Source organism: Hyphomonas sp., assembly GCF_037969335.1.
GTDB lineage: Bacteria > Pseudomonadota > Alphaproteobacteria > Caulobacterales > Hyphomonadaceae > Hyphomonas.
Map to the genome: position 1 here is coordinate 16,781 of NZ_JBBKXE010000081.1, position 17,836 is coordinate 34,616.

8 protein-coding genes are annotated in these 17,836 nt (G+C 58.6%); 3 read left to right on the plus strand and 5 right to left on the minus strand.

The window, feature by feature from the left end:
* Positions 1-31: 31 nt before the first annotated feature.
* A complete protein-coding gene (locus AADA04_RS06525) occupies positions 32-2,524 on the plus strand; it encodes a serine/threonine-protein kinase (RefSeq protein WP_340692443.1) in 2,493 nt (830 codons plus the stop codon).
* Between the two features lie 98 nt (positions 2,525-2,622).
* Here AADA04_RS06525 and AADA04_RS06530 read toward each other — a convergent pair whose 3' ends face one another.
* The 3 genes from AADA04_RS06530 to AADA04_RS06540 form a co-directional block, all read right to left on the minus strand.
* The gene (locus AADA04_RS06530) at positions 2,623-3,075 is read right to left on the minus strand and encodes a hypothetical protein (RefSeq protein ID WP_340692444.1); all 453 of its coding nucleotides are present in this window, start codon (positions 3,073-3,075) and stop codon (positions 2,623-2,625) included.
* Between the two features lie 164 nt (positions 3,076-3,239).
* Positions 3,240-3,743 carry a hypothetical protein gene (locus AADA04_RS06535; protein WP_340692445.1) on the minus strand — a complete coding sequence of 168 codons (504 nt, stop codon included), beginning with the start codon at positions 3,741-3,743 and terminating at the stop codon, positions 3,240-3,242.
* Entirely contained in the window at positions 3,734-6,469 is a 2,736-nt protein-coding gene (locus AADA04_RS06540; RefSeq protein ID WP_340692446.1) for a hypothetical protein, read from the minus strand. The genes AADA04_RS06535 and AADA04_RS06540 overlap by 10 nt, the downstream gene beginning before the upstream one ends.
* A 273-nt stretch (positions 6,470-6,742) precedes the next feature.
* Here AADA04_RS06540 and AADA04_RS06545 point away from each other — a divergent pair, with 273 nt between their 5' ends.
* Together AADA04_RS06545 and AADA04_RS06550 are read left to right on the plus strand one after the other, a co-directional pair.
* Complete coding sequence (locus tag AADA04_RS06545) at positions 6,743-9,076, plus strand: hypothetical protein (protein ID WP_340692447.1); 2,334 nt, start codon at positions 6,743-6,745, stop codon at positions 9,074-9,076.
* A 6-nt stretch (positions 9,077-9,082) separates the two neighbouring features.
* A complete protein-coding gene (locus tag AADA04_RS06550; RefSeq protein WP_340692474.1) occupies positions 9,083-14,134 on the plus strand; it encodes a VWA domain-containing protein in 5,052 nt (1,683 codons plus the stop codon).
* A 104-nt stretch (positions 14,135-14,238) separates the two neighbouring features.
* Here the strand turns inward: AADA04_RS06550 and AADA04_RS06555 are convergent, their stop codons facing one another.
* On the minus strand, positions 14,239-14,559 hold the full coding sequence (locus AADA04_RS06555) for a metalloregulator ArsR/SmtB family transcription factor (protein ID WP_340692448.1): 321 nt from the start codon (positions 14,557-14,559) through the stop codon (positions 14,239-14,241).
* Complete coding sequence (locus AADA04_RS06560) at positions 14,556-17,831, minus strand: efflux RND transporter permease subunit (protein ID WP_340692449.1); 3,276 nt, start codon at positions 17,829-17,831, stop codon at positions 14,556-14,558. Before AADA04_RS06560 ends, AADA04_RS06555 begins: the two co-directional genes overlap by 4 nt.
* Positions 17,832-17,836: the final 5 nt, after the last annotated feature.

Sequence of the window (17,836 nt, forward strand, 5' to 3'; positions counted from 1 at the left end):
GGACACTTACGGCGGATCAGAAAGGCACGGCTTGGGCACCGCAGACAACTCTCATTGGAATCGCCTCGACGCGGCATTCTCGGCGGCCCTGGAGCTTCCCGAGGACGCACGCCACGCGTGGTTGCGCCAGGAACTGGCCGACACACCTGACCTGCTCAGGCGCGCGACAACACTGCTCGGTCGCGAACGCGATAGCCGCTCGCGGTTTGAAGACCTGCAAACCCTTCGGCTGGCAATGCTTGACGACGTATCGGCCGGAATGACCGGCTTTACGGACGACCCCCGGATCGGAGCAAGGTATGGTCCGTGGCGTATCCTTCGTCGAATTGCTGCCGGTGGGCTGTCCGTCGTTTATGAAGCCAATCGGGACGATGGACGCTATGAACAGACTGTCGCCCTGAAAATCATGCGCGCCGACAAGCAGAATGGCGACGCGGTCCGCCATTTCCTGCGCGAACGCCGCATTCTATCAACGCTCGATCATCCAGGAATCGTGCGCATCCTTGATGGTGGCGAAACCGCGACGGGCGCGCCATGGCTCGTCATGGATCTGGCACCGGGACGCCCCATAACGGCATATTGCCGTGAGGCTGGGCTAGACCTGCATGACCGTCTTGGCCTTGTCGCCGACGTTTGCGATGCAACGCAGTCAGCGCATTCCAAATTGGTGGTCCACCGCGACATCAAGCCGGACAATATCATCGTGTCGGATGATGGCCGGGCACGGTTGCTCGACTTCGGCATATCCAGCCTCGCCGGCGGCCTCAGCGATCCTGATGGAACGACCGCCATGACGCCCGACTATGCCTCACCGGAGCAGTTGCGACTGGAGCCAGTCACGACGGCCAGCGACATCTACCAACTGGGCCATGTCCTCTCGGAACTCTGCGCGGGTTTACCTGTGCCTGCCGGCACGCAGGCAGTCATCCGAAAGGCGATGGCGCAGGACCCCGACGACAGGTATCCCTCGGCCGCAAGCTTTGCCAATGACCTTCGCTCTTTGCTGGGTGGACAAGCGCCCGCGGCCCGGCCAGACACACGGCTTGAGGCTGGATACCGTTTTGTCCGCCACAACCGGGTTGCGTCGGCACTTGCGGCACTCCTGATCCTTGGTGGCTTTAGCTGGGGCATGATGCTGTCGGCACACGGCCGCGAATTGAACCATGAGCGCGCCATCGCCGTCGCAGAAGCGGATCGGGCCGATCGCGGCAAGCGCGTGCTGCTGGACTTGTTTCGCAGGATCGATCCATTGGAACTGGACGGCGTGAAGTCGAATATCGCCAGTTCGTCGTCCATCCTTGAGCCAACGCTTGATGACGTACGAGAAACCCTGGCGGATGATCCTGAACTGCAGGCCGAGCTCATAGGCTGGGTCGCTCGGGCAAAGGATCGCTCAGACAACCTTACAGAAGCAAAGACGCTCGCCGACGAGGCTGTCGCGCTTCTCGACGCTTCGGGTGCACCGCATTCCGGTCAATATGCAGCAGCCTTGGCTTACCGTGCCTGGCTGGATATTCAGCTGGGCGATGGTGACCAAAGCGCAGCGCAAATCGAGGAGGCGTTGTCCATTGCCCGCGCGATGCCACGAAGCGATACGGATGCGCTCGATACGTTCCTTGTTGCTGCATGGTCCCACGACGGTGAGTGGGTCAAGCAACGCGCGCTGTTTGAGGAGACACTTCCCCGGGCACTGGCATCCGGATCCATTAATGGACAGATCGAGGTGCGGGCGGGACTGGGACGCGCGCTTGCCGAACTGGGTGAACTTGCAGATGCCGAAGTACAGATCCGGAAAGCCGTCGCATTGACGGAATCCGTCTACGGGCCAGATCACCCTCGACTTGCTCTGCCCTTGTCGGATCTCGGACGGATACTGACTGATCTCGACCAGAACGATGTCGCCATAGCGACGCACCGCCGCGCTCTGGCCTTGTCGGTTGACGCTTTTGGGCCACTCAATTCGTCGACGCTTTCCCATCAGAACAATCTGGCGAACGCCTTGTCCAACGCCAGATCATACGACGATGCGATCACGCTGTACGACACGATTTTGGCGTCACGAATGCAGCTCTCAGGTGAGGATGGACTTGAGGTTGGGGACGTATACCAGAACCTGGCATCCACGCAGGCTCTCGCAGGCCTGCCTCACGAGGCACTCACAAACCTGTCAAAGGCGGAGGCCATATTCGATGACAAATTGCCTGCCGGCAACCCAAGGCGCGCATTCCCTGCCCTGACACGCTCAGCCATCTTGCTTGACCTGAACCGCTATAGCGAAGCGGAAAAGAATGCCCGTTCCGCTTTTGATGCGCTGTCGCTATCGCTTCCTACAGGGCATTTCGCGACTGAAGTGGCACGCTGCCGTATCGGCATGGCCCGTCTCGGCCTTGGCGACCCAAATGGCGCGCGCGCCTATCTCGACGTGGCACTGCTGGCACTGGAATCACAACCTTCGGCGCCGTCCACCTATGTGGCGAAATGCAGGGCTGCGGCAAGCCAACTCAATTTGGGAACTCAGCCCTGAGGAACCAAGCTCGGTGACATACCGCAATCCTGCCGTACCTCGGCGCGCTCATTGTCGGCGCTGGCCGCGACGATAACGAACAATCCGCTTATCGGGTCCTATTGCTGCATATCTTCGGGATAGAGATTGATCGATACAGCAAGAAATCCGCTCTTGGGGTTCAACTGGATCTCCCCTTTTCGATGCCCTGCTCCACCAAAGATGACGCTGCGGATGCTACCGGCCGAATTGTCATAAAGCGTGAAACCCGCCGTTTCGTATGTGGACTTGAGATCGGCAAAAACGGTATCGACCTGCTGGCGCGTTTGCGCCTTTCCTCGAAACGTCGTCATTTTCTCAGATTGTTGGCAGGTCTCGATGTCAAGATTTGGCGGGACGGGAAGCCCTTCTGGAAGCGCTATTGCACACCCGGCCGCACTCGATGATGCCTCAGGACTTGCCGGTGTTGGTGACGGCTCGGCGCTGGTCTGACCACAAGCAGCGGCGGCCATCATGAAAACCCCGGCAGTAAAGGCCCGAACGCGGTCGTGCCCTATTGGTGAAAATCGCATGTCTCGCTCCATCGGAAGTCGTCCTCTCTTTCTTGAACGCCGGTTCGCGGCGAAATCCGCCATTTTTCGACGCACGACGGATCTGTCATCTGAACCCATCCCCAGCCCGGTGGCGCATCCGATTCATCGGCGAAGACCGAAACTTGCGTCCCCTGCCAATTTGATCAGTCACAGACGCGCGCCGTGTCCCAGGCAAGGGCATCTTCCATGACCTGGCCTTTGCGGATCTCATTGAGCGCGCCAGCGTCAGACACTTGTTCGAGAAGGGCGTCCTTCATCAGCGCCATATCTTCAGGCGAATAGGCCGCAAAACCAGACAGGAAGCGTTCTCGCACGGCCTGGTCACTTCGCACAGGCGCCCAGCAGGCATACCAGTCAAATCCGCAAACCAGGTCTCGTGCTCGATCCCATGGCTTCTGTTCCAGCGCCTCGGCATAGGCCGAGCAGCTGCAGTCAGATTTGACCGTTCGAAGGGCACGATTGCGCTCGTCATTGGAAATGCACGCGGTCAGTTGGGGTGGCGCAGGCATCATGCCTTCCGGAGAAGGTGGCGCCTCGGTCCAGTTGAACACAGGGGCAGGACCAAAATCATCAGGATTCAAGCGAATGCCCTGCGCGCTTGCAACGCCTGCGCCGATGATCAGCAACAGCAAGAATATCAATCGCATGTGCCACCCTCCGCTTTCATCTCTTCGATCTGACTTCGGATCATGCCTTTCAGAACCTCAGGGTCCACGCCATCAAGCGAGTTCCGCAACTCCTGCGCCGCGCGCGTGCGTATGACGACGGGCATCTGGACCGTACTCATCCGAACGTAACAGGCTTTCTCGGCGTCCGAGAGCGGGTCCGCTCTGCAAAATTCTTCGAACTTTTTGGCGCATGCCGGTGGGCAGAGGTCTGTTGCAGCGGGATCTGAATATTGCGCACAAGTGCATAGACAGACTTCAGCGTCGGCCACTGTCGACGTGCTTTGATCAATGCTCGGCGCCGCTCTGCGCTCACGGTTCGCCCGGGCGACATTCGCTTCGCGCACAGCCACAGGCATGCTTGCCCAGACATCTGGCGAAATCATCGCGAGCGGGTCCGGGCCGATCAATCGGGAATGACGAGCATCCGGCAATGCGGCAACCACATCAAACATTGTCGTGATGGCGCCTTGGGCGGTTGCTCCGCACCTCGATTGGTCGGTGCTTTCTGGAGGCGGAACAACCAAATCAATGCGCCCGCGCAGACGTGTCTCGGTGCGGATCTGGAATGTCAGGAAACCTTCCATCTCGGCGTGCGGGTCGTCTGTGCGGTCATCCGGCCCCATCGCGCGGGCCATGGGATAAACAGGAAGAGACGGATCTATCCAACTGACACTGGCTATAAGGGGAATAACATCGGCGGACATGTCAGCACCTTCCGCAGGATTCAAGGCAAAGTGGAGGTAGTGCGGAATCTTCTTTCGACTTGAATATTCACGTGCCGCGTCAGAGTAACTCGGCAGGCAAGCCGAGCCGGGCCCTCCCCGCCCATTGAACAGGGCTGAAAGACCGTCCTTCAAAATATTCCACCGCAGAGTCGCGCTGCAGAACCGCATCGGCAACTCGCCAGACTGCTCTGCGGAAGCGGACCGTAATGCCAGGCCGACAAGCCCTCCGAAATCACCGACTGGACCAGAACCCGACTCAAGCCCAAGCAACAAGGAAGCAATGGCGGGATAAGGCACGCTGTCAGCCAGGGACGGCATGGGGACAGCATCCGGGCTGCAGGTTTCGTTCGGCGGAGCAGTGTTCACTTGTGCGACGAGGTTGCCTTGGCCAGCCGTAATGCCGGTGCCGACGGTCAGACGAATGGACAGTGGCCGGGTCGACGCCGCATCAGGGGCAACGTTCGCGAAGGCAAGCGTCATGGCGTCGTCACCATCGAAGTCCGGCATGTAGTCGATCATCCACGTCTTAACGGTTTTGCCGCTCTCACTATCGCTTACCGACAGGCCCACCCGCTCGCCGCCAGAACTCGCAAGAAGCAGCCCATCCAGATCGGTGTAGTCGAGACCATCACCATATGCCGAAATGGCGATGGGCGGACGCGCACGATCGCGACCGAATTCAGGCCCGGTCCACCGCACACGAACGCAGTGGGCTGTCATTTCATCCAGCCTGACATCGATGTCGGTCACGCCGTTTTTGAGGCTGAAATCAATAGTGTCGCAAGACGGCTTACTGAACAAAGATTCAATGTGATAGCGCGTCGCAAAGCCTTCCGGCAGAGGCTCGCCGGGTGCCTCACGCTGGAACCGTGCAGGCATGGCGAGGATATCGGTAAGCGACGTCACGTATGCCCCGGCCAAACCGCGCTCAGCGACAAACGGAGTCTGCCCGCGCCAGGCCCCCGGTTTATTGCCGGATTTCTTGATGCCTTCATCAAGCCAACCGATCCATGCAGTGACCGTCGGATAGCCGTCTCCCGCCTTCGGCCATTTGCGCTCGAATACCGCCTTCATTGCAGCTGGGCCACCATTGGCCGCTACGGCGTTCAACATGCCAGACATGGCGGTACGCGATGCGCCGGCAGTGAAGGAATCATCGATATCGAGACCAGCCCAGCGAGCCTGCCACGAACCGCCAATGCCAAGTAGTTTTACGGCGTTAGCGCCTTGCTCGCCGCCGACATAAGCCCGGTCGTACTGCCGGGCATAATGCAGGAAGCCAAGCCGGGCCTGACCGTCCTTATAATTCACATCCACCATGCCGTCGGTCGCAAAAGCAGTTAGCGAAACCACACCACTCGCCATGATGGCACGTCCGACAGGATCGGTGTGCCCGGCAGGAACATCGAAGTCCACAATATTGTCGGGCATATTTTGACCATTGATTGCCATGCGGGACATGGCCTGACCGGCCACCGCACTAGCAGAAAACGTGATAGGATCGTTGTAGGAATTGGTCTTGTCTTTCGGCGGCTCGTGTCGCGAAGTCAGATTTCGAACCCAGTCGACATCAGCGACGGGCACGGTTGCAACCATGGCAATTTCATCGGGCGGGACGATAAAGCCGAAGCTGAGAATTATCGCAGAAAATGGCCCGTCCGCTGATGGCGAAATGGGTTGGATCGGAATAGACGCGCTGTTCAATTTTTCTCCGGACAAGAAGCCGCCTGTGGCAAGGCGGGAAGCGGCCTCGTTCAGAGCGCTCTCGAACACGGCCCAGGCCTCCTCGTCGACTGGATTATAGTCCAGCAATCCAAGATCAGCCTCGTCGTATCCCTCGCGTACCTTGAAATTGGGAACGCGTTCGTCTTGACGCCAGGCTTCATACACTTTTGTCGGCTCAGGATCGGCGATCGCAGGAAGGCTGATGCCGAGCAAGAAAATGCATACTGTCGCTAAGCGTATCGAAAACGGGTTCAAGGTGGCTCTCCTGCAGCGTCGATGGGCGAACATGTCACCCAATTGAATTAACGCAAAGCGCCATCATTATCCGCCCATTCCCCGGACAATATTTGGGGAGGCTTTCAAGCGAACACTATCCGGTCTCCGCACTCGATCGCTGTTGCAGGGCGATCGCGAACATCCTTGGCGGGTTTCATCGCAGCACTGCGTATTAGGGTTATAGAGCCGTCGGCTTTCGCGGGCATGGACGATAATGTCCTGCGCGATTGAGACACGGCCCTACGGTGAGGTTTGGATTCCCGCACCAAAATTCGTCTCAAAAAGGAGAAGACGCCCTTGTCTCTTAAACTGAAAGTGCTCGCTGCGGCCTTTGCCCTTTCGTCCTGCTTCAGCGCGACCGCTGCGCCGCGCACCTATATCGCGCCAGCCGCAGAACGCGATGCCACACGCGCGATCGCGAGCGCCTACAGAGCCTTGTCAGCGAAGATCCCACTGGAACTTTATGATGTTGATGGCTTGGCAGAGAGCCTGGATTATGACGTTGCAGCGGCAGCAGATTTCGTTCGGGATAATATTGCTTACGATCCGTATCTCGGCGTGATGCGGGGTCCTGAAGGCACGATTTCAGCGTCGGCGGGCTCGAGCTGGGACCAGGCCGTTCTTCTGGCTGCCCTTATCAACAGCATGGCGGGCGAGGCCATGATCGTTAAGGGCACACTTGAAAAGAAAGATGCAGAACGCCTTTTAATTGGAAGTTTCAGCAAACGGATACCTCTTTCATCCGGAATCTCGGTTGATGATGTTACAGATATGTTCAAGGAGTTTGTGCCCATCGATCGCTTGTCATCGGTGACCGCCGAGGCACTCGAACTTGAGGACCACGTCGATCAAAATGTGGCGCTTGCAGAAAAAGACGTGTCTGAGCTCGCAAAACGAATTTCCACGAGCCTCAAAGCGTCCGGTGTTTCAATCGCGAAGACTGATAAAGTCCTGACAAGCAAGCTGCTCGATCAGGTGGCGGAAGAATATGTATGGGTTCGCTACCGCGACACCCCCAACGACCCGTGGATCGACGCGCACCCTGCTTTTCAGGGGGCTGCGGCACCGAAAGTTGAGCCAGAGACGTTTTTCTCCGGAACTGTGCCAGAAGACAGGCTTCACAAGATTGAATTCCGGCTCGAAATGGAGCGCAAGACCGGTGACAAATTTGACCGCGTCAGCATCATGTCGCCATACGTTCGCCCCGCTGCCAACCTTGCCTTGACCCAGATCACTATCGGCATCGCCCCGAACACGATCCGTGATGACGGCGAGGCCGGCTACTTTGTCCCGATCGTGAACCAGAAGCCCGCCGAACGCGCGCAGGCATTTACGCTGCAGGGACTGACCGCGCCGGCCGAGGATGTCGTCGCGGGTCCTGAGATCTTTGCGACGGTCGGGTCGAAATACGCCGGGGCATTGGGCGCGTTGAACGAGACGAATGGCAAGACTGATAGCGCCCCCCGACTGAGCGGTGTCATCCTGACCGTGGTCCACATATCGCCAGGCGGGAAATCCACCAGCGTGGAGCGCCGTCTGACGGATTTCCGACAGAAGTTGCCCGAAAAACCGAGCCGGCTGGTTAGCTTTCAAGGCATAGTCGATGTGAATGTAGGGCCCGAAAATGGCGCGCGCGCCATGAAGGATGCGCTGGAATCCGCAGCAAATTTCGCCAGGGTCGCACCCTATTACAGGGCGATTTTTGACGGGACGATGACGACTGAAGAAGCGATTTCCCATCCCGCGTTTGCACCTGATCAAATACGGCCTGCTTGGTCGGAAATGCTCTCCGCCGGCAACGCATTCAACCAGGATGCTAGCGAGCAAACAAAACTCGTTCGAATCGGCCCCATGGTATCGATGAGACGCATGCATAATACTCGCAGCGCTAAAGGCATTGTGCGCCAAACGGTGGACATCCTCACTGATCAGACCCGTTCTATCACTTATGCTGCTGGTGCTGTATCGGTGAGTCCCTCCGACAACTATGAACAAGGCATACGCGCAACGCTTGCGGAGCATGCTCTCGGCGCAGGTTCGGCGTCCACCGACTGGAGGCGACTCGGAACGAGTTCGGTCCTAACCGACCGCGCTTCGGTCGCTACGTGGAGCGACCGAGCGGGCGCGAGCCCCTTGGTGCGCGATCGGCTGAACGCCGATCTCGATAACGGCACGATAGTCGTGATGCTTGACCGCTCTGATGATCCCGTCTGGTGGCGCATCGACGTTGCGACTGGTCAAACACTGGGCATGGGGGCGCACGGAGGAGAAGTCACCGTAGAATACGGGGTTGTTTCAGCCGTATTTGCATTGGCAGGATTCGTAATCAGCGCCTTGGACTGTAACGACATCTATCGAAATAATGAAGCGATGCGAAAATGTTGCGTTGTAGGGAACGCTCTGGTTTCTGCAGGCTCGGCTGGGTTATTGGCGCCGGTTACCGGCCTCGTGAAACCTGTGGCTGCCGGTTTGGAAGCGGCGGCGGGCTACATATTTTTCCAACTGACCTTTGAGGTTGTCACCCTTCCAATTTCCGGAATGACGAGCAAACGAATCGACTCCGTGTGCAGAGGTATGTGGGAGTAAGTGGGCATGTCGCAAAGCCACAACGGAAAGCCGCATACACCCGGGCGGTCGAGTCGGCACGTGGCTCCGACGCTCGTAATTGCGACCTTGTCTTTTGTCTTCACCTGCTGCGTAGCATGGAGCCAGCTCCCCGACCTGTCCAAGCTCGGCGGAACATCAGAAGTTCCAGCCCTCAAGAGCACGCCGCTCGAATTTGTGGACGGGCTGGCCGAAGCCAAACTCACGCTCGTTGAGAGCACAGTCTATAGCTTTGACGTCATGGATACCGACGACATCTACAAGATTTCCGCTGAGGCCGCCGAGCCCGTAAGCATCGTTCTGGAAGCCAACACGATCGAGCTTAATGAGCGCAATCAGCCGACCGCCCGCTCACAACTGCTGAGTGATTCCGCGCGCGGGTTTGGCGACCGGACGGCAAGATTGCCCGCCACGACCTTCCAGCCCGGTCGCATCTATCTGGGGCTCGCGCCACTCAACCCCGTGGACGTCACGCTCAGGGTCGAGCGGATTGTACCGGTGCAATCTCCCGCTTCGCTTCCCAATGCCCCAGGCAAGGCCCTCCCCGTCGGAAATGATGTGAGCGGGCCAGCAAATGGTGAGATGCATTGTATGGTGCCGGCCCTTCTCTCGGCCAACAAAGTTGTCGACCTGGCCCTTGTCAGCTCACCAACAAGTTCGGTTGAAATGCTCGTATACGCGGCCAAGGCTAATCGCGCCGAGGCGCGATCCGGAAAAGGCTCTCTGGCGATCTCGGGCATTCGGCTGAAAGACAGCGCCGTTTGCGTCAAATCTCGGGACGGTGAGGAAACAGGCAGCTGGCGTCTCGTGGCAGAGCCCAGCCAGTATGCCGACGGGCCGATCGAACCCAATTCAGACCTCAATTATTCTACCGAGCCAAGCCTGTCGATCGGACAGACTTATACAATGCCACTTGACGCCAGGGACGAAGATAGATTCAGCCTAGCAAATCTCGCGGGGGTTGGCGCGGCGAGCGTACACGTTATCAGCGCCGTAAAAATGAGACTCTGCTTGAGAGAGACAAGCAAGGTCATCGAATGCCTTGACGGCAGGGATATTCGTTTTTCGCCATTCCGAATAAGCAAAGACACTGTCTTGACCATCGTGAATTATTCAGATTTCGGCGGACTTTACGACTTAAGCCTTGAGCGCTTGCAGGCAGACCCGCGGGACACAGTTTTCGAACCCAACGCCTCGGCTCAATTCGTTCCGCTGATTGATGGGCCGTTCCGAATTCAAGGGACTCTTTCCGCAAATGACGACACCGATACGATCGGGTTTGATGCGGGTGATACCGGCCAACTCTGGCGCATCATGGTGCTCGGCGAATCTGTCGGACAAATTGAATTGAGCAATGTCAGGGGAAAGATTGCCGATATCCGCAGGCACGGCGGAAATTCACGCCGCCTGGTTACGCCGGACGTCTATCTCGAACCGGGGCCGGTCTATATCAGCATCTACGGCACGGCGGGCGACTACAAGGTCATTGCCAAGCCGCTGGGCCGCCCACGAACCGATTCCGAGCGCGAACCGAATGAATACGTGCCCCGCCGTCTTTCCCTCGGCCAACCGATTATCGGCGATTCCCAAGAGGGCGATGATGATCGCTTCTCCATGTATTTGCCACGCAATGCACTGGTGGAAATGTCGATTGATGTGCCACCCGGATCTGAATATTACACGACGTTTTCAGTAGCGTCGGAAGACGCGTCCACCAGCCTCGATCGCCAAATCATCACGCCTGGCGGTTGGAAAAGGACGGTTTCAATTCCAGCTGGCGAACACGAACTGAGATTCAGCCCACGCACGGGAAGTCCCGCGGAATACAAACTGTCGGCCCGCTATGCCAACCCCTTCCCTGTCACCACTTCGTCTGCACTGAAGCTGGCAGTGACCCGCGTCGCCGAAGTAAGCGCCTATTCCGTCTTCAGGCAACGGGCGACTGCGGTTCTGAACATCACCAACACGTCTCAGGAACCAGTCTCCGGCACGCTCGACTTCTGGTTCGCCCGTTCCGGTATCGAAGTCATCCCCTACAGCGTGTCGCTCGCTGCCGGTGAAACCACCACGAAATTTGTCAGCTTCCTGCTTCCAGATGATCTCTACGATGGCGACCTTCCCTTTTTTGTTGCTGTCCGCACGAACAAGGGCGCGATCATCGCCAGCACCGGCCACCATCTGAAAGTGGACTCCCGTACGGCGCCGGTCGGCGCATTGCCCGCGCGCCGGGTTCCACCGGACCTGGCTGGCGGCATCAATGTGGCGCGGACGAGCCTGGGCGCGAAATGGCTGGAAAGTGACGGCATCGGCGTTGGTGAAGATGGCGACTACGCCCGCCACAATCCCGCAGGCGCACGTAATCTTCCGAATTTGATCGACGGATATATTACTCAGGGAACCGATCATGAGGGATTCCTCTCTAATGGCGTCAAGCACATCCTGAGCCCGATACTCGACCTGCCCGGCGACAAGCCGATCCCGGTTGCCGGAATCGGGATCAATACACGTCTGGATGCGCCTCAAGGCATTCTGGGGTTTGCAATAGATGTCTCAAGCGACGGAAAGAAATGGCGCGAGGTCTTGGTCGGCACCCACGAGGAATGGGGCCAGACAGCATATTATGAGTTCCCGGGTGGCCCAATTGACGCCCTGAAGATCAGATTGCGCGCCACCAATCGGCGTGGTGGAGACAGCAGCCGGGTGTCGCTCAGTGGGTTAGAGGTGATCGCTCAGCCAGGCTATTCCGGTCTCAAGAACCTGAATATTGCCGACAAGGACCTCGGCGCGGTTGTATCAGGCAACCGCAACATGCAAGCCAACCGGCATCTCCAGATTGACGCGTCCGAAGCCAACGTCACGAGATTCCCGGGTCGGGTGGAAAGCCCCACAGACTTCAACAATGCGATCACGTTCCGCAACCAGTTGGAAGCCGACATCGAAGCCGTAGAGGCGGTATATCCGTCGAGCTTCCCCGACAATAGGTGGCCATTTGCAAGTGCGGCCATTGTCTATGCGTCGGCCTATGGTCCCATAGGCCCATTTCATGAAATCGGACGATTTGACTTGCCGGCGCAACCACAGCCCAACCAGACCGTCCGGTACGACCTACCTGAATGGTCTTCTGCGCGCGCCGTGAAAATTGAATACGAGCACCCTGAAGGCGGCTACTTCCTCGCTCCGATGATCATGAAGCTCATTGAACGGCCTGAGGATGATACCTACCGGTCCGTTCTTGGTACATGGGGCGAATTCGCGACAGCCAAAGGCGCGGCCAAGCAAGACCCACTCGATTTCGCTGCGATGAAGCACGCACTCGTCTCTGTCCGCGAATGGCTGGATTCCTTTGTTGGTGCTTTCTTCGGCATCGAGCGTAAGAGTACGGCGTCCGCATTAGGCGGTGAACCAGTCCATAGCGCGCTAATTCCAGGTTCGCCCTTCTCGCCAGGCTCTGTCGAATTTGGCGTACGTACCGAAACTTGGCGCGTACCGGCGGAAGGCCAGACAAACAGGCTCAAGATCACAACACGCGGCAGTGCCGGCTTTGATCCGGCAATCTCCGCGCGCAACGCTTCGGGAGACAAGTTAGAGCCTGTCGAAATCATCCGCTCGCAACTGCGCCCCGAAGTCACCTATACCTTTGATGTCGACCCGGGCAGTTATCTTGATGTCGAAGTATCCGAACCCCAGCGTTCCGTGGTGTTCCTGATCGATCAAAGCGCGTCCATAGCGAGTCAAATCCCTCAAATTCGACGCGCAATTGTCGATTTCGCCGATGACATGGTGGTCGGGCGCGACGCCGTCCAATTCAAGTCGTTCGGAGGCGACTGGGCGCGCGATGACTGGATCACCGATCCCGAAGCGCTGCGACCGCTATTGGCGAACTATAAGGGCGGGAGCAATAGTGCCGCCGAATCGTCCCTGTTCGATGCAGCCAAACTCCTGACGGATCGGGACGGGGCGCGCGCAATCGTGGTTATTACCGATGGCGATGTCGATACGAAGCAGGGTCTTGTCGAAGCGCTACATGAGGCCCGGGCCAGGGTCTTTGTCATCAAGGCACCTTCGAATTCCACTTTTCAGGATCCATCCGTTTCACAGCCACTCGCACTGCTCTGGGCAGGCCAAACTGGCGGCGAAGTATCACTCGTGCTGCAAAGCGAGGATATATCAGTCGCCTATGCACGGGTCGCCGCGCGACTACTCGGTCCCAAGCCCTATTCCGTGAGCGCTCAGGCTGAGGCGGTCGTTCTGGAACCCGGCTTCCTTCAGGTCGATGCTGGGACCAGCCAACTCCCCGGGGAGACGGTCGACAGCCAACTCATCATTCTGGACGCGTCTGGCAGCATGCTGAAACGGCTGGGTGACAAACGCCGAATCGACATCGCCAAGGCAGCGCTGAACGACTATCTCAGTTCGCAATTCGCGCGCAGCCAGGCAGGGGAAAAGCTGGAAACCGGATTGCGTATTTTTGGCGGCAAGCCAAATTCGTGTGACACGGACCTTGTCCAACCGGTGTCTGCATTCAACAACGCCGCACTGATGTCCGCAGTCAGTTCCGTTCGCCCTCAGAATAACGCGAAGACCCCGATCGGAGCCGCCTTGCTTGCGGCCGCGAAAGATTTCGAGAAAACGTCGTCTTCAGCTTCCATCCTCCTGATCACCGACGGAGAAGAAACGTGTGGGGGCAACCCCGCCCTTGCGATCCAGCACCTCCGGAATCTCGGAATCGGTGCACGCATCGACGTTGTCAGCTACGCGCTCGAACCGGAAATCGACAGGAGCCCATTTGAATCCTGGGCGAAGGCTGGTGGCGGAATCTATGTCGATGCGGCGACCGGCGAAGATCTTCAGGCTGCTCTTGTGAAGACGTCGCGAGCGCGTTTCAGCGTCTTCAAAAACGACGAAATTGTTGCAACGGGCACGTCCGGAGAAAGCGCAATTGAACTCGAAGCAGGCACTTATGATCTGCAATTCGAAGGCCTCGAGAGTCAGAGATTTTCCATCACGCCTTCAAAAACAACCCGGATAGTCAGAAACTGAATCAGTGGGGATGTCCCGTTTGCCAAGGCGGTACGCCGCCTTGGTGGTGGTGAAAACTTTGCGACCAATGCAAAGCTCGACGCGTCGCGATCAAATCCCGGGATTTACTTGTAGAAATCGCAAAGCGTGTTGACCACGGCGCTGCCGATGCCGCCGCTGCAGCGGTAATAGATCGTCTGGGCGTCGCGCCGCGACTCGACCAGTCCAGCGGCGCGCAGTTTGGAAAGATGCTGAGACACGGCCGATGACGATTGATTAGTCAGTTCCGCCAACCGCGTAACCGACATCTCGTTCTCATTCAGCGCGCAAAGGATCTTCAGGCGCGTATCGCTGGCCATCGCCTTCAACACATCGGCAGCTTCAGCAACGCGTTCTGACACGAGCAGGAAGGCTTCAGGACTGGCGGGCTTCGGCTTTGCCATCATGTCACAGCTTCCGTCAGGGGCGTTATATCGGATGTGCTGGAGGGATTTGGCATCGGTGGTGTCCAATCAGGTCCGCGCAGTGCGATATAGATCGCGGGTATGACCAGAACAGTCAGCGCCGTAGATGATGCCAGACCGAACAGCAGTGAAATCGCGAGCCCCTGGAAGATCGGATCCGACAGGATGACGGAGGCGCCGATCATCGCAGCGAGCGCCGTCAACAGGATGGGTTTGAACCGGATCGCGCCCGCATCGAGCAAGACATCCTTCAGCGGCGTGTCGGCATCCGTCCTGTGCCGGACAAAATCGACCAGCAGGATCGAATTGCGCACGATGATGCCCGCGAGTGCAATGAACCCAATCATCGACGTCGCGGTAAAGGCGGCGCCGAATATCCAGTGGCCGATCATGATGCCAATCAGCGTCAGCGGCACCGGTGTCAGGATGATCAGCGGGACACGGAACGTGCCGAATTGCGCGACGACCAGAATATAAATGCCGATCAGGGCCACGCCAAAGGCCAGCCCCATGTCGCGGAACGTGACATAGGTGATTTCCCATTCGCCGTCCCACAGCAACGTCGGGCGCGTCTCATCCTCGGGTTGGCCATACATGCGGATGGCGGGTTCGATAAGACCGGCACCCGCCCAATCAAAGGCTTTGATACGGTCCTGAATCTCGAACATGCCATAGATCGGCGCTTCGTACCGCCCGGCAAGTTCGCCCATCACCATGTCCGTGAAATGGCCGTCGCGCCGGAACACAACAGGCGAGCCTTCCTCTTCCGACACATTGACAAGTGCGCCGAGTTCCACCGGCAGGGCACCGGCATCTGCCAGTCGGCGCGGGACGGGAATGGACGCCGTTTCCTGTGACCAGATGCGTTCGGATTTCGGCAGGCGGATCCGGATGTCGAGCGGGTTGCGCCCCTCGCTGCGCGGGCTAACGCCCACAGTCTGGCCGGCAAAGGCCAGCGCAATCGTATCGAGAATATCCTGCTGCATCACACCATAGTCGGCTGCCTGCGGCTCATCGATCGCGATTGTCAGGCGTGGCTGCGGATCGCCGATGGAATCATCGACGTCGACAATGAAGTCAGTCTCTTCGAACAGTTTCCGTACGACGCCAGCCGTCTGGCGGCGGACTTCAGGCGTCGGGCCATAGATCTCAGCCATCAATGTCGCAATCACCGGCGGCCCGGGCGGCACTTCGACCACCTTTGCGCTTCCGCCCGGTGGCAACGCCAAGGCGCCCAGCCGATCACGCATATCGAGCGCAATCTCATGGCTCGCGCGCTTGCGCTCCGATTTTTCCGAAAGGTTTACTTGCAGGTCACCGAGTTCGGGCGCGTTGCGCAAGAAGTAGTGCCGCACAAGCCCGTTGAAATTGAACGGTGCGGCGGTGCCCGCATAGGCCTGTATCGTTTCGACCTCCGGGACATCGCGGATGAGGTCCGCCATCGCAAACAGTGCCCGCTCCGTATCTTCGACCGATGCCCCCTCCGGCAGGTCCAGAACGACCTGGATTTCGGACTTGTTGTCGAACGGCAGCAGTTTCACCGAAACCGCCTTGGTCGCGAACAAGCTGACCGACAGGAGCGTTGCCACGCCGACGGTGATGAGGAAAATCCAGGAATTACGCCGCGACGCAACAATCGGGCCGGCCACGCGCCGGTAAAATCGCCCGATCCGGTTGTCCGCACCGTCATGCCCGCCAGCATGAGCCGCAACCTTCACGCCGCCTGCAATACGCATCAGCAACCAGGGGGCGATGCCAACGGCGACAAAGAACGAAAACAGCATGGCTGCGGACGCGTTCGCTGGAATGGGCGCCATATACGGACCCATCAGGCCCGATACGAACATCATCGCCAGCAGCGCGGCGATCACCGTCAGTGTCGCAATCACAGTCGGGTTGCCCACTTCCGACACCGCATTGATCGCGGCCTCGACCTTGGTGCGTCCATCATTCATCGCCCAGTGTCGGGCTATGTTCTCGATCATGACGATGGCATCATCGACGAGGATACCAATCGAGAATATCAGGGCAAACAGGCTGACCCGGTTGATCGTGTACCCCATCATCATTGACGCAAATAGCGTCAGCAATATCGTCGTCGGGATGACGATCAGGGTCACCAGTGCCTCGCGCCAGCCAATTGCGAATGCGATCAGGATCACAATCGACACGGTGGCCAAGCCGAGATGATAGAGCAGTTCATTAGCCTTGTGGTTGGCCGTCTCGCCATAATCGCGCGTCACCTCGAGGCGTACGCCTTCCGGGATCAGATCGCCTTCGAGATGTTCCGCCCGTGCGAGGATCGCTTCGGCGACCTTCACTGCATTCGCGCCGGGCCGTTTGGCCAGCGCCACGGTCACCGCAGGTGCCGCGCGGAAGCCGTCGCCGTCTTCGTTTCGGTCCAGCGTCCAGACGCGCGATTCCGTTTCGGCACCTGTCACCCGAATGGTCGCAACATCCGACAGATAGACTGTGCGCCCATCAGCGCCGCGCAGCTCCAGCCGTTCCAGTTCGCTCAAGGCGTTGACCCGGTCTCCAGCCTGGACAAGCAAGGATTCCCCGTCCCGGCGCGCAATACCGACGGGACTGACATTGGATGCCTGACTAACCGTCTCGACCAATGTCTGCAACGGGACGCCATAGGCTGCCAGCGCATGGATGTCCGGCTCAACCCGCATCTCCAGCGCCCGTCCGCCAACAACGCTCGTCAATCCGACATCATCGACCTTGATCAATTCCTTCTGCAGCTCTTCTGCCAGCATCCGCAAGGATGTGTCGTTCCACACATCTCCTGTCCACGGCTCAGGCGACAGCGTCAGCGTGACGATCGGCACATCATTGATTCCGCGCCCGACGACGTGCGGCATTGGCACGCCGGTCGGAATCCGGTCCAGGTTCGCCCTGATCTTCTCGTGCACACGCAGGATGGCGTCGTCGGCATCGGTGCCGACAATAAACCGCGCGGTGACCAAGGCTCCGTCATCCCGGCTCTGCGAATAGACGTGTTCGACGTCCGGAATCGCCTTGATTATTTCCTCAAGCGGCTCGGTCACCTGTTCGACCACATCGGGTGCGCGCAGCCCTGGGGCGGAAATGATCATGTCGACCATAGGCACTGATATCTGAGGTTCTTCTTCGCGTGGAATGGTCATCAGCGCGATCAGGCCCACGGCCAGGGCTGTCAGCAAGAACAGCGGCGTCAGCGGCGAGCGGATCGTTGCGCGCGTAATCGAGCCGGAAAGGTCGGGTCTCATGGGCG

Coding starts and splice junctions, on each gene's coding strand:
- AADA04_RS06530 (WP_340692444.1), bottom strand. CDS start 3,075: ATGCGATTTTCACCAATAGGGCACGACCGCGTTCGGGCCTTTACTGCC.
- AADA04_RS06535 (WP_340692445.1), bottom strand. CDS start 3,743: ATGCGATTGATATTCTTGCTGTTGCTGATCATCGGCGCAGGCGTTGCA.
- AADA04_RS06550 (WP_340692474.1), top strand. CDS start 9,083: ATGTCGCAAAGCCACAACGGAAAGCCGCATACACCCGGGCGGTCGAGT.
- AADA04_RS06555 (WP_340692448.1), bottom strand. CDS start 14,559: ATGATGGCAAAGCCGAAGCCCGCCAGTCCTGAAGCCTTCCTGCTCGTG.
- AADA04_RS06560 (WP_340692449.1), bottom strand. CDS start 17,831: ATGAGACCCGACCTTTCCGGCTCGATTACGCGCGCAACGATCCGCTCG.